Genomic DNA, 12616 nt, shown 5'->3' with positions numbered 1-12616 from the left:
GACGGGCCTCCCGAGCGTGCGAAGTGCGGGTGGGCTGGAGCCAGCGCCGAGTGTCCGGCGCCGTGGCGGTGCCGGAGGAGCGTGGGACGTCAGGCGGGTGCGTGCGTCCGCAGCAGCTCGGCCACCGTGCCGCCGGTGGTCACCGGGTCGAGCGGGTGCACCAGCGTCGCGTCGACCTCGGCGTACGCGGCCAGCCATCGGTCGGCGGCGCGGGCGATCACCAGGCAGGTCGGGGGGGCGTCGTCCCGGTCGTCCTTGATCTGCCGGGCGATGCCGATGCCGCCACCCGGGCTCGCCTCACCGTCGAGCACCAGAAGGTCGATCTCGTAGTCGTCGACCAGTCGGATGGTCTCCGCGTAGGTCGACGCGTCGACGAACTCGATCTGCAGACCGGGCGCGGGCCGGGTGCCGACGGCCATCCGCATCCGATCACGGACCTTCGGGTCGTCGCTGTAGAGCAGGACGGTGCAAAGACGATCGCTCATGCCGGCACTCCGCTTCGCCGAACGGTCCGGGTACCGGCCGTTTCGTGATATCCCATAGCCTCGATACGGCCTCGGCCGGGAGCCGGACTGTGAGCAGTGCCGTCATGAGGCACCATCGCACTGCGCTTGATGATTCGTTCGCTGCGCTCACTCATTGCGGCACTGACTCCCACCTCGTAGCTGCCCGCCGATCGTACCGGTCGGGGTGACGTAGCCGACATCCCGCCCGCCACCGATCGTCGGGGCGTACCGTCCGGGCAGCTCAGGTGGCCGCGGCGTCGGCGGCGCGCTCGCGGGCCTCCTGGCGGTCCAGCTCGCGGTCGACCCGGCGGGCCTCGCGTTCGGACTGCTTGACCCACTGGACGACGAGCACCGCGAGCATGGTCACACTGACGAACTCACCACCCGCCCAGAGGATGCCGCCGGCGACCACCTGGTCGTCCCAGGGGTCCGACCAGGCGAGGTTGAGCGACGGGTACCAGTCGCCGCCGAAGAGCGTGGTGCTCTGCATGATGGTGAGGCCGAGCACGGTGTGGAACGGCACGGAGAGCAGCATCAGCAGCGCGCGCGCCGGGTACGGCCAGCGGCCGGGCAGCGGGTCGAGCCCGAGCAGCGGCCAGAAGAACACGCAGCCGGTCATGATGAAGTGCGCGTGCACCAGCTCGTGCGCCCAGGCGTGTTCGAGGGTGAAGCGGTACAGATCACTGAAGTACAGCACGAACGGGTTGACCACGAAGATGGCGAACGCCACCAGCGGGAAGCTGTAGACCCGGGCGACACGGCTGTGCACGATCGCCAGCAGGCGCTTGCGCGGCCCGACCGGCAGGGTGCGCAGGGCCAGGGTCATCGGCGCGCCCAGCGCCAGGAAGATCGGCGCCACCATGGACAGCACCATGTGCTGGATCATGTGCACGGACAGCAGCGCGGTGTCGTAGGCGTGCAGTCCGCTGACCGTGACCAGCGCGATGCCGCCCAGGCCGGGGCCGATGAAGAACACGGTACGGGCGATCGGCCAGCGGTCGCCCCGCAGGCGCAGCCGGTACACCCCGTAGAGGTACAGGCCGGCGGCGAGCACCAGGCCGAGGGCCAGCCAGCTGTCCAGCCGGGTCTCGGTCAGCACCGTGCCGACGGTGAACGGCGGCGGGGCCGAGGTGGCGGCGAGGATCGGATCGACGTGCAGCACGCTTTTCAGGCTAGGCCAGGCGAACCGGACCCTGACGGTGGGGCCACGGAAGGCGCAGGTTTGCCACCCCGCTGATCGCCGCCCCCGGTCAGGGGCAATAATGACGGCGTGACTGCGGCCCCAGCCATTGACAAGAGCCGGATCCACTCTCTGACTCGACCGAACATGGTCAGCGTCGGGACGATCGTGTGGCTCTCCAGCGAACTCATGTTCTTCGCGGCGTTGTTCGCGATGTACTTCTCCATCCGCGCAGCTGCGCCGGAGCAGTGGGAGAAGCACACCGAAGCGCTGAACATCCCGTACGCGACCACCTTCACGGTGATCCTGGTGCTGTCCTCCGTGACGTGCCAGCTCGGCGTCTTCGCGGCGGAGAAGGGTGACGTGCACGCGCTTCGGCGCTGGTTCACCATCACCTTCGTGATGGGCCTGATCTTCGTGCTCGGCCAGCTGAACGAGTACCGGCACCTGGTCGCCGACGGCATCAAGATCAACGGAGACGGTTACGGGTCGGTGTTCTACCTGACCACCGGCTTCCACGGCCTGCACGTGACCGGCGGTCTGATCGCCTTCATCATCTTCATGGTCCGTACGACCATGGGCCGGTTCACCCCGGCGCAGGCGACCTCGGCGATCGTCGTGTCGTACTACTGGCACTTCGTCGACGTCGTGTGGATCGGGCTGTACGCCATGATCTACTGGCTTCAGTGATCTTGCGCGTCACATTCCGCGCTGCTGCTCCGTCCCCTGAGACAGGTCCAACCGGTTAAGGACACCGCTCATGACTTCTGACAACGACCGCCGACGCGGTCTGCTCGCGCGGTTGCGCGAGCGGCCCGCCGCGCGCAGCAGGGGCCGCCGCCGGCTGGGCGCCGCGGTCCGGCTGATCGCCGCGCTGATGCTCGCCGGCGGCGCCTACACCGTCTTCGCCCCGGGTGCCCAGGCGCAGGACAACCCGCAGCTGACCGGCGCAGCCGCCGAGGGCAAGGCGCTGTTCGACGTGAGCTGTGTAACCTGCCACGGTCGCAACGCCCAGGGTGTCGAGGGCCGCGGGCCGAGCCTGATCGGCGTCGGCGAGGCCTCGGTCGAGTTCCAGGTCAGCTCCGGGCGGATGCCGATGGCCCGCCAGGAGGCCCAGGCTCACCGCAAGCCCCCGGTCTTCACCGACGAGCAGACCCGTCAGCTGGCCCAGTACATCCAGGAGTTGGGCGGCGGCCCGGTCGTGCCCGAGGGCGACGACCTCGGCGAGGACGGCAACATCGCGTCCGGCGGTGAGCTGTTCCGGATCAACTGCTCGCAGTGCCACGCGTTCGGTGGTGGCGGCGGTGCGCTCTCGTCGGGCAAGTTCGCCCCGAGCCTGCACCCCGCGACCGACCGCCAGATCTACGCGGCGATGCTGAGCGGTCCGCAGAACATGCCGGTGTTCGGCGACAACCAGCTTCGGCCGGAGCAGAAGGCCGACATCATCGCCTACATCCAGGAGACGCTGAAGCACGACCAGGACCCGGGCGGCTTCAACCTCGGGCGGTACGGCCCCTCGACCGAGGGCCTGGCGATCTTCCTGGTCGGCATCGTGGCGCTCGTCTTCGCCAGCCTGTGGATTGCGGGCAAGTCGTGACCGAGCGGATACTCCCCATCAGCGCTGTGGTGCCGCTCGGCGCCACCCGTAGCGAGGTGACGGCATGAGCACCCCCACCGAGCACTCGACCCCCCAGGGCCGGGAGCCGCTCGACGTCAACGACCCCAAGCTGACCCGGTTCGACATCGTTCGTGAGGGCGCGCGTCGGGACGACATCGAGATCGTCCACTACGAGCCGCAGGTGCTGCCCGGCACCAAGGCGGAGCGTCGGCTGACCCGGGTGGTCGCCGGCTTCTTCCTGCTCACCGGTCTGGCCGCGACCGCCTTCATGGTCATCTACATCGCGTGGCCGTGGCAGTACGAGCCGGGCCGGGGCGGCGACAAGTTCTACACCCCGCTGCTCGGCTTCACCCTCGGCATCGCGCTGCTCGCCGTCGGCTTCGGCATCCTGACCTGGGGCAAGAAGTTGCTGCCCAAGGAGGTCTCGATCCAGGACCGGCACGAGGGCCAGGTGGACTCCGAAGGTCGCACCATCACCGGCCAGACCATGCTCTACATGGCGGACGAGCTGGGCGTGAAGCGTCGCCCCCTGCTCGGCATCTCGCTGCTGGCCGGTCTCGCGCCGGTCGGTGCGGTCATCGCCGCGCCGCTGGTCGGTGGCCTGATCTCACAGCCGCACAAGAACAACCAGATGTTCACCACCGGGTTCGCCGCCGCCGAGGGCGGCGAGCGGATCCGCCTGGTCCGCGAGGACGGCCGTCCGGTCCGCCCGGCGGACATCAGCGCCGGTGGCCAGCTGACCGTCTTCCCCGGCATCGACCACGGCGTGAGCAACCGACACGCCGACTCGCCGACGCTGCTGATCCACCTCCGCGACTCCGACGCGCAGGAGTCGCGTCGGGCCAACGAGAAGATCGGCCACGGCGACTACATGTGGGGCAACTACGCGGCGTTCTCCAAGATCTGCACGCACGCCGGCTGCCCGGCCAGCCTCTACGAGCAGCAGACCAACCGGCTGCTCTGCCCGTGCCACCAGTCCCAGTTCCTGATCACCGACAACGCCAAGCCCATCTTCGGCCCTGCCAGCCGGCGGCTGCCGCAGTTGCCGATCGAGGTGGACTCCGAGGGCTTCTTCGTGGCGAAGTCCGACTACACCGAGACCGTCGGGCCTGACTTCTGGGAGCGGCCATGAAGCGTCGAAAGATTGACCTAGCGGCGACGCCGGGTAAGGCCGCGGTGGGAGTTGACGACCGCTTCGCGGTGGCCACCCCGCTGCGCAAGCTGCTGAACAAGGTCTTCCCGGACCACTGGTCCTTCCTGCTCGGCGAGATCGCGCTGTTCTCGTTCGTCGTGCTGCTGCTGACCGGTGTGTTCCTCACCTTCTTCTTCGAGCCGGCGATGACCGAGGTGGTCTACGACGGCAGCTACGCGCCGTTGCAGGGCACGCCGATGTCCGCCGCGTACGCCTCCAGCCTGGACATCTCGTTCGACGTCCGCGGTGGCCTGGTGATGCGGCAGATGCACCACTGGGCGGCGCTGCTGTTCATGGCCGCGATCGTCGTGCACATGCTGCGGGTGTTCTTCACCGGCGCCTTCCGCAAGCCGCGCGAGACCAACTGGATCATCGGTTCGCTGCTGTTCTGGGTCGGCTTCCTGGCCGGCTTCACCGGCTACTCGCTGCCGGACGACGGCCTGTCCGGCACCGGCCTGCGGATCGCCTCGGCGATCATGCTGTCCATCCCGGTGATCGGCTCCTGGCTCACCTCGTCGATCTTCGGCGGTGAGTTCCCGGGAACGATCATCATCAGCCGGTTCTTCATCGCCCACGTGCTGCTCATCCCGGGTCTGCTGGTCGCGTTGATCAGCGTCCACCTGGGCCTGGTCTTCAAGCAGAAGCACACCCAGTGGCCCGGCCCCGGCCGGACCAACAACAACGTGGTCGGCGAGCGGATGTTCCCGCGGTACGCGCTGAAGCAGGGCGGCTTCTTCATGGTCGTCTTCGGCGTCATCGCGCTGATGGGCGGTCTGTTCCAGATCAACCCGATCTGGCTGTTCGGCCCGTACGAGGCGTGGGTGGTCTCGGCCGCCAGCCAGCCCGACTGGTACGTCATGTTCCTGGACGGGTCGACCCGACTCATGCCGGCCTGGGAAATCAACATCCCGCTCGGCGACGGTTACGTCATCCCGCCGCTGTTCTGGCCGACTGTCGTGCTGCCCGGCATCCTGGTGGGCCTGTCGACGATGTACCCGTTCCTGGAAGCCCGGCACCTCAAGGACCGCAACAGCCACAACCTGCTCCAGCGGCCCCGTGACGTTCCGGCCCGGACCGCCGTCGGCGCCATGGCCGTCGCGTTCTACATCGTTCTGACGCTCTCCGGCGCCAACGACGTGATCGCCGACAAGTTCCAGATCAGCCTGAATGCGATGACCTGGGCTGGTCGGATCGGTCTGCTGGTGGTCCCGCCGATCGCGTACTACATCACCTACCGGCTCTGCCTCGGTCTGCAGCAGCACGACCGGGAGGTCCTCGCGCACGGCGTGGAGACCGGCATCATCCGGCGCATGCCGGACGGCCGGTTCGTCGAGGTGCACCAGCCGCTCAGCTCGTCGAACGGGCACGCGGACGGTCACGGCGAGCTCGAGTACGTCGGCTGGGTCGTGCCGAAGAAGATGAACCGGCTGGGCGCCCTCGGGCCGGCCATCCGGGGCTTCTTCTACCCGATCGAGAAGCCGGTCGAGGCGCCGGTCTCGCCGGGGCACCCGCCGGTCGAGGCCCGGCCCGAGCGCGAGGAGATCGGCAGCGGAGAGAGCCGCCGCTGATCGCCCGATCGCACCGTTACGTGGCGCCCGCCGGATTCCGGCGGGCGCCACGTCGTATCCGTACCCGCCGCCCAGGCGAGGCGGAGTCGGACGGCCACGACGGGACCGGTAGACCCCGCGCGACGGGCGATCGCAGGAATAACCCCGGTGAGCCGGGTATCCGTGCGGTCCAACGTCTCAAGGGGGGGAAGCATGTTGGGTATCAAACGCCTCGGCCTGTTGGCCGCGCTTGTACTCGTCGGTGTCGCGCCGGCTGCGGCCGCGCAGGCCGCGGCACAGCCGTCAACGCAGGACACGCAGTACCTGCAGGCGGTTCACCAGGTCAACCTGTTCGAGATCACCGCCGGTGACCTGGCTCAGCAGAAGGGTCAGGACCAGGGGGTCAAGGACCTGGGTGCGATGCTGAAGACCGACCACACCCAGCTGGACCAGACGGTGCAGCAGACCGCGTCCCAGCTCGGGGTGGAACTGCCGAACGAGCCCAGCGCCGATCAGCAGGCGGTCATCGACAAGCTGAACAACGCCAGCGGTGCGGAGTTCGACCGGCTCTGGGTGACCAGTGAGCTGGCCGGTCACGTCCAGGCCATCCAGGCCACCCAGACGGAGATCTCGCAGGGCTCCGAGCAGTCGGTGGTCCAGTTGGCGCAGACGGCTCTGCCGACGTTGCAGGCGCACTACGACGAGCTGGTGCAGCTCGCCAACAAGTTGGGCATCCCGGTTCCGCAGACCAGCGCCAGCGGTACGCCCAGCCCGGGCGGCACCGGCACTGAGTCGCCGGCTCCGGGCGGCACCGGCACCGAGTCGCCGGCTCCGGGTGGCAACACCGAGTCCCCGGTTCCGGGCGGCGGCACCACCGAAACGCCGGCTCCCAGCGAGAGCTGACGTAGCGACAGCAGACGGCCGGTCCACCCGCGCGGTGGACCGGCCGCCGTGCGTGCGGGTGTCAGTCGGCGCTGGCCAGCCCGATCGCGAACGCTTCTTCCAGGTCGGTCTGCGAGTATGCCCGGAACGCGATGTGCGACTCGGTGTTGAGCACACCCGGCACCTTGGAGATGCTGCCCGCGATGACCTGGGCGATCTGGTCGAACTCGCGGACGCGGACGATGGCGATGAGGTCGACGTGCCCGGCGACCGAGTAGACCTCGCTGACGCCGGGGAGGTTGGCCAGGGTCTCCGCCACCTCGGGAATCGCATCGGTGGCGCAGTCGATCAGCACGATCGCGGTGATCACGGGACATCTCTCCGTTCGTCGGCGTCGTCGCCCATGCTAGATGTTTCGGTCGGGAACTGGAGGCGGGAGCCGTCGGGCCTCAGCCGTGCGCGGCGCAGGGCACGGTCAGGTCGTCCCCGACCCGGATCGCGTCGTGCAGCCGCTCGCCGTCGCGCACTGTCGCGCCCGGCCAGACCACTGCCCGGCGGACGTCGCCGCCGACCCGGGCGCCCGCGCCGACCACCGACTCCACGCAGTGACCGGTCACCGTGGCCGACGGGTCGACGAGGACGCCACCGGCCGCGGCGTGCAGGTTGGCCGCCAGGTAGTCGGCCGGGGTGCCGGTGTCGTAGAACGTGCCCGGGAAGGGCACCACCTCCAGGGCGCCCGCCGCCTCGGCGGGGCGCCACACCGCTCGGACCAGGTCGGAGACGACGACCGGCAGGTCGCGGACCAGCCGCCAGGGCAGCAGCGAGAACCCGGTGAAGCAGTGCCCGGCGAAGGTGCCCGGCGCCGCCGGGTCCGCTGCGGGCTGGCCCAGCAGGCGTACGGTGTGCCCGTCCCACCCGTCGAGCATGGCCGCCACGTCCGGGCCGGGCGCAGCCGCCGGATCGGCGAGGTACGCGTCGGCGTTGCCGACCAGCACCGGCCGCCCGTCGATCCAGTCCCGCAGACGGGCCACCCCGCCCGCGGTGCCCAGCGGGTCACCCGGCTCGACGGACAGGTGCGCGCGCTCGCCGACGTGGGCGACCACCTGGTCACCGAGGTAGCAGGCGTTCACCGCGACCCGGGCGGGACCGGTCAGGCCGAGCCCTGCCAGCCGGGCCAGCGCGAGGTCCAGCAGCGGCACGTTGCCCACCGGGCAGAGCGCCTTGGGGACCCGTTCGGTGAGCGGGCGCAGCCGGATGCCCTCGCCGGCGGCGAGCACCACCGCGCACAGCTCCGCCGGCACGCCAGCCGCGCCGGTCATGGCAGGTTGTCGGGAACCGGTGGCGGGAACTGCCCGGCCAGCGGCCCGATGTCGTAGTAGGCGAGCAGCCGGGCCGTGGCCCAGCTCAGCTTGGGCAGGTCGTCCAGCGGGTGCCAGGCGGCCTCGAAGACCTCCGCGCCGTCGACCGCCAGCTCGGTGGTGGACGCTGGGACCTCCGTCTCGAAGACCATGTCCACCCAGCCCTTGGCGTGCACGATCGCGTTCGGCACCGCCGGGCGCAACCGGGACGGGGGGAGCCGGATGCCGGACTCCTCGAACAGCTCGCGGGCCGCTCCCACCACCGGGGGCTCGCCACGGTCCAGCAGGCCGGCGGGGAGTGACCAGCCCCGGCCGGGCGGCTGGCGCAGCATCAGCAGACGGCCCGCGCCCGTCGCCTCGCTGTCGCGGACCAGGGTGACCGCGCCGACGATGTACTTGGGCACGGCCAGCCGGACCAGGCGCCGACGCACCGGCAGCGGCAGCCGGTAGAAGGCCTGGTAGAAGATGGCCCGACCGGTGGCGCGGGAGCGGGGGATCATGACTCCAGGCTAGTGGTCACGAATGTCATTCGGACGCGCCGGGGCCGGCCCGGTCACTGCCGGTGGTCGACCAGGTCGATGAGCTGGCGTACGACGGTGTCTGGTTCGATCACCCGGTCGAAGACCGCGACCAGCAGGGTCTCCAGGTCGGGATAGCCCAGCTCCTCGGAGAGGCGCAGCAGTGGCAGGTCGCTGGCGAGGCCACGATTGTGCTGACGCAGGGTCAGCCCGATGGTGGCCCGCCCGAGCCGGACCTTGTCGCTGATCGTGATGCCCGGCTCGGTGTGCTCGGCGAACCACCGGTTGATCTGCATCTGCGCGTGCGGTGACTTGACGAAGCTCAGCCACTCCCGGCGGGGGCCGCGCGGCGCGACACCGGCCTCGAAACCGTTGTCGCCGTCGTTCTCGGTGAAGATCTCCACCACGTCGCCCTCGTCCAGCTCCGAACTCAGCGGGGCGAGCCGACCGTTGATCCGTGCGGCGAGGCAGTGGTCGCCCCGCTCGTTGCCCAGCTCGTACGCGAGGTCGACGGGCGTCGCGCTGGCCGGGAGCACGATCTGCCGCCCCTCGGCGAAGACCTGGATCTGGCCCTCGGCGAGGTCGCACCGCAGCGACTCGAGGAACTGCGCCGGGTCGGCCGCACCCGGCTCCCAGTCGAGCACGCGGCGCAGCCAGTCCAACTGCTCGGCCCGCGCCGCGGCGCTGCTGGCCCCCGAACGGGGGAAGCGGAAGTCGGCGGCGATGCCGTACTCGGCCGAGCGGTGCATCTCCTCCGTGCGGATCAGCACCTCCACAGTTCGGTCCTGCGGGCCGCAGACGCTGGTGTGCAGCGAGCGGTAGAGGTTGTTCTTGGGAGAGGCGATGAAGTCCTTGAAACGGCCGGGGATCGGCCGCCAGGTGCCGTGGATCGCGCCCAGCGCGGCGTAACAGTCGGTGGCCGGGCCGTCGACCACCACCACGATGCGGGGCAGATCGTACGGGGCGGTGTGCTCGCCGGCGATTGTGTCTTTCCAGATCGAGTAGAGGTGCCGGGGACGAGGGCTCACCTCGGCGTCGACCCGGCTGCGCTTGAGTGCCACCTTGGCCCGGGTGACCACCGAGTCGAGGTACGCGTCCCACCCCGGCCGGTCGTGCACGTGCCGGGCCAGCCGGGCGTGCTCGTCGGGCTCCAGGTGCAGCAGCACCACGTCGTCCAGCTCGCGCTTGAGGGTCTGGATGCCCAGCCGGTCACAGAGCGGGACCAGCACCTCCTGGGTCTTGCGGGCGATCCGCTCCCGGGAGGAGGCCGAGCGCACCCCGAGGGTGCGCATGTTGTGCAGCCGGTCGGCCAGCTTGATGATCAGCACCCGGACGTCCTTGGCGGCCGCGACGATCATCTTGCGGATCGTCTCCGCCTCGGCGGCCTTGCCGTAGAACGCCTTGTCGAACTTGGTCACCCCGTCGACCAGGTGGGCCACCTCGCCGCCGAAATCCTCGGAGAGCGCCTGGAGGGTGTAGCGGGTGTCCTCCACGGTGTCGTGCAGCAGCGCCGCGACCAGGGTGGTGGTGTCCATCCCCAGCTCGGCGCAGATCTGCGCCACCGCGAGGGGATGGGTGATGTACGGTTCCCCGCTCTTGCGGAACTGCCCGCGGTGCATGTTCTCCGCGATCGTGTACGCCCGTCGCAGCACCGCTGGGTCGGTGCCGGCGTGGATGCCCCGGTGGGTGCGCACCAACTGGGTGACCGGGTCGGAGTCGGTGGTCGGCCAACTGAGCAACGACCGCAGCCGGCGGGCGAGCGGCAGCTCACCCGGCTGTGTCGGCAGGGCGCCCCCCAGGGCGGCGCCGTGTCCGGCGTCGACGTCCACGAGGGACACCTCCTCACCCCGGCTCCGCATCGCCGAAAGCCGGCGGCGGGGAGCAGGCCCACGAATCGGGCAGGACTGCACTTCTCTAACAGCCTAAGCGAGTCGACGTAGTCCGATCGGTCAGTTGGTCATGAGCGTTCGGTCGAGAGTTGATGGGACGCGCCGTTCTCGGCCTTCGCCAGCAGGTCACGGAACCGCCCCGCACCACCGGCCGGGGAGGACCAACCGGAGGACATCTCCACCAGCCGGGTCTCCGGTCGTTCCAACCAGGACAGAATTCGCTCGGACTCCTCGGCGGTGGCCGCCGGCACCGGGCCGTGCCCGCCCGAGACCGTCTCGGCGGTCGCCCGGATGGTGGTCAGGGTGGGCCGTGGGTGCACACCCGGCGGGGACACCCCCGCCCCGGCCAGCCGGCCGTGCCGCACCAGCGCCAACTCCCAACCGCCCCGGGCGGCCGGCCGTGCCGCGGCCAGCTCGACGATGCCGGTCAGCGCGGCCAGCCGCTGCATCCGCACTGTGGCCCGCAGCACCGCAGCCAGCCGGGACCGCATTACCGCAGCTTCCTCGTAGCGCTGGTCGCGGGAGAGCACGTCGATCCGGGCGAGCAGCGCGTCCACCACCGGCTGCGGGTCGCTGGCAGTGGCGGTGCGGAAGGGCTCGGCGGCCTGGTGGTCGTACTCCTCGGGGGTGATCTTGTGCTCGCAGGGTGCCGGGCAGCGACCCAGCTCGGCCAGCGCGCAGGCCGGCGTGATGGTGCGCAGCGAGAGCCGGTGCGTGCACTGACGCAGCGGCACCGCGTCGTGGAAACCGGCGGCGGCCAGCTCCGCGGCCCGCCGGGAGGTGAACGGCCCGAGGTACGCGGTGTCGGTGGGGGAGAGGCCGCGCACGATCGACAGCCGAGGGTACGGACCGTCGGTCAGCTTGAGCCAGAGCATGCGCTCCGGGTATTTCGACCGTCGGTTGTACGGCGGGGCGTGCGCGGCGATCAACCGCAGCTCGCGGACCTCCGCCTCCAGCGAGTGGGCGCACTCCACCGCCTCGACCCGCTCGGCCGCCGCCAACATCTCGGAGATCCGGGCGCGCTTCTCCCCGGCGGTGAAGTAGCTGCGCACCCGGGTGGCGATGTCGACGGAGGTGCCCACGTAGAGCGGGCGGTTGTCGGCGGCCCGGAAGATGTAGACCCCGGGGACCTTGGGCAACCCCTCGGCCAGGTGCCGTTTGCGGCGCTGGGTCGGCGTGACCGCCCGGGCGAACTCGATGGCGTCGCCGACCGTGTCCACCCGGTGCCCGCCGAGCCGACCGATCAGCCCGTGCAGCACGTCGACTGTCGCCTTCGCGTCGTCGAGCGCCCGGTGGGTGGGCTGGGTGGTGGTGCGGAAGTAGGCGGCCAGGGTGCCGAGCTTGCGGTTGGGCACCTCGTCGCGGGTCAGCACCCGGCGGGCGAGCGCCGCCGTGTCCAGCACGCGGGGATTGGGCCAGCGGTAGCCGTGCTTCGCGCAGGCGGCCTTGAGGAAGCCCACGTCGTACGGGGCGTTGTGGGCCACCAGCACCGCGTCGGCGATGAACTCCAGGAAGCTCGGCAGCACCTGCTCGATCGGCGGCGCCGGCAGCAGCATCGCCTGGGTGATGCCGGTGAGCACGGTGATGAAGGGCGGGATCGGCTGCCCCGGGTTGACCAGGGTGGCGAGCACACCCAACTGCTCACCACCGCGCACCTTGACCGCGCCGATCTCGGTGATGCCGCCGCCGTCCGGCGCGCCGCCGGTCGTCTCCAGGTCGACCACCACGAAGGTGGTCGCGTAGAGCGGCAGCGCCGGGTCCACCCCGCCCACCGCCGGGTCGAGACCGGCCAGCGACTCCTGGACGTACTCCGCCTGTGCCATCGGCGGCACGCTAGCGCCTCGGTCCGACACTCCCGTCGCAGCCGTCCCACCAGTCACCATGGGGCTAGGATGAGAGATCGGCTCACTCACCGGGCGGTGGGCC

At 70.4% G+C, this 12616-nt stretch carries 12 protein-coding genes; 5 read left to right on the top strand and 7 right to left on the bottom strand.

Going from position 1 to position 12616, the window contains the following annotated elements; translation table 11 throughout:
* Positions 1–89: 89 nt before the first annotated feature.
* Both GA0070619_RS19865 and GA0070619_RS19860 read right to left on the bottom strand, forming a co-directional pair.
* A complete protein-coding gene (locus GA0070619_RS19865; RefSeq protein WP_088949455.1) occupies positions 90–485 on the bottom strand; it encodes a hypothetical protein in 396 nt (131 codons plus the stop codon).
* Positions 486–747: 262 nt separating this feature from the next.
* On the bottom strand, positions 748–1668 hold the full coding sequence (locus GA0070619_RS19860; RefSeq protein ID WP_371409485.1) for a cytochrome c oxidase assembly protein: 921 nt from the start codon (positions 1666–1668) through the stop codon (positions 748–750).
* A 108-nt stretch (positions 1669–1776) separates the two neighbouring features.
* Between GA0070619_RS19860 and ctaE the strand changes: the two genes are divergently transcribed.
* The 5 genes from ctaE to GA0070619_RS19835 all read left to right on the top strand — a co-directional run bounded on the left by ctaE (position 1777) and on the right by GA0070619_RS19835 (position 6946).
* Positions 1777–2376 carry an aa3-type cytochrome oxidase subunit III gene (ctaE, locus tag GA0070619_RS19855; RefSeq protein WP_088949454.1) on the top strand — a complete coding sequence of 200 codons (600 nt, stop codon included), beginning with the start codon at positions 1777–1779 and terminating at the stop codon, positions 2374–2376.
* Positions 2377–2446: 70 nt separating this feature from the next.
* The gene (gene qcrC / locus GA0070619_RS19850; protein WP_088949453.1) at positions 2447–3283 is read left to right on the top strand and encodes a cytochrome bc1 complex diheme cytochrome c subunit; all 837 of its coding nucleotides are present in this window, start codon (positions 2447–2449) and stop codon (positions 3281–3283) included.
* A 64-nt stretch (positions 3284–3347) separates the two neighbouring features.
* Entirely contained in the window at positions 3348–4436 is a 1089-nt protein-coding gene (gene qcrA, locus GA0070619_RS19845) for a cytochrome bc1 complex Rieske iron-sulfur subunit (RefSeq protein ID WP_088949452.1), read from the top strand.
* The gene (gene qcrB, locus GA0070619_RS19840) at positions 4433–6064 is read left to right on the top strand and encodes a cytochrome bc1 complex cytochrome b subunit (protein WP_088949451.1); all 1632 of its coding nucleotides are present in this window, start codon (positions 4433–4435) and stop codon (positions 6062–6064) included. The genes qcrA and qcrB overlap by 4 nt, the downstream gene beginning before the upstream one ends.
* Before the next feature lie 192 nt (positions 6065–6256).
* A complete protein-coding gene (locus tag GA0070619_RS19835) occupies positions 6257–6946 on the top strand; it encodes a DUF4142 domain-containing protein (protein ID WP_088949450.1) in 690 nt (229 codons plus the stop codon).
* 61 nt (positions 6947–7007) lie between these two features.
* On the opposite strand, the gene GA0070619_RS19830 is transcribed toward GA0070619_RS19835, so the two are convergent.
* The 5 genes from GA0070619_RS19830 to GA0070619_RS19810 all read right to left on the bottom strand — a co-directional run bounded on the left by GA0070619_RS19830 (position 7008) and on the right by GA0070619_RS19810 (position 12513).
* Positions 7008–7295, bottom strand: a complete 288-nt coding sequence (locus tag GA0070619_RS19830; RefSeq protein ID WP_088949449.1) for an Lrp/AsnC family transcriptional regulator — start codon at positions 7293–7295, stop codon at positions 7008–7010.
* A 79-nt stretch (positions 7296–7374) separates the two neighbouring features.
* Entirely contained in the window at positions 7375–8244 is an 870-nt protein-coding gene (locus GA0070619_RS19825) for a sugar phosphate nucleotidyltransferase (protein ID WP_088949448.1), read from the bottom strand.
* Positions 8241–8783 (bottom strand): NUDIX hydrolase, encoded by a 543-nt coding sequence (locus GA0070619_RS19820; RefSeq protein WP_088949447.1) that lies wholly within the window; start codon positions 8781–8783, stop codon positions 8241–8243. Before GA0070619_RS19820 ends, GA0070619_RS19825 begins: the two co-directional genes overlap by 4 nt.
* 53 nt (positions 8784–8836) lie before the next feature.
* The gene (locus GA0070619_RS19815; protein ID WP_088951918.1) at positions 8837–10630 is read right to left on the bottom strand and encodes a RelA/SpoT family protein; all 1794 of its coding nucleotides are present in this window, start codon (positions 10628–10630) and stop codon (positions 8837–8839) included.
* Positions 10631–10758: 128 nt separating this feature from the next.
* The gene (locus GA0070619_RS19810; protein WP_088949446.1) at positions 10759–12513 is read right to left on the bottom strand and encodes a DEDD exonuclease domain-containing protein; all 1755 of its coding nucleotides are present in this window, start codon (positions 12511–12513) and stop codon (positions 10759–10761) included.
* Positions 12514–12616: the final 103 nt, after the last annotated feature.

This window comes from Micromonospora zamorensis (genome assembly GCF_900090275.1).
Lineage (GTDB): Bacteria > Actinomycetota > Actinomycetes > Mycobacteriales > Micromonosporaceae > Micromonospora > Micromonospora zamorensis.
Note: the sequence above shows the minus strand (reverse complement) of the source record. Positions and strands in the feature narration are given on the sequence as shown.

What these genes read in the sequence shown, in the direction of transcription:
- qcrA (WP_088949452.1), top strand. Translation starts at nt 3,348, where the DNA reads ATGAGCACCCCCACCGAGCACTCGACCCCCCAGGGCCGGGAGCCGCTC.
- GA0070619_RS19835 (WP_088949450.1), top strand. Translation starts at nt 6,257, where the DNA reads ATGTTGGGTATCAAACGCCTCGGCCTGTTGGCCGCGCTTGTACTCGTC.
- qcrB (WP_088949451.1), top strand. Translation starts at nt 4,433, where the DNA reads ATGAAGCGTCGAAAGATTGACCTAGCGGCGACGCCGGGTAAGGCCGCG.
- GA0070619_RS19820 (WP_088949447.1), bottom strand. Translation starts at nt 8,783, where the DNA reads ATGATCCCCCGCTCCCGCGCCACCGGTCGGGCCATCTTCTACCAGGCC.
- GA0070619_RS19810 (WP_088949446.1), bottom strand. Translation starts at nt 12,513, where the DNA reads ATGGCACAGGCGGAGTACGTCCAGGAGTCGCTGGCCGGTCTCGACCCG.
- GA0070619_RS19825 (WP_088949448.1), bottom strand. Translation starts at nt 8,244, where the DNA reads ATGACCGGCGCGGCTGGCGTGCCGGCGGAGCTGTGCGCGGTGGTGCTC.
- GA0070619_RS19865 (WP_088949455.1), bottom strand. Translation starts at nt 485, where the DNA reads ATGAGCGATCGTCTTTGCACCGTCCTGCTCTACAGCGACGACCCGAAG.
- qcrC (WP_088949453.1), top strand. Translation starts at nt 2,447, where the DNA reads ATGACTTCTGACAACGACCGCCGACGCGGTCTGCTCGCGCGGTTGCGC.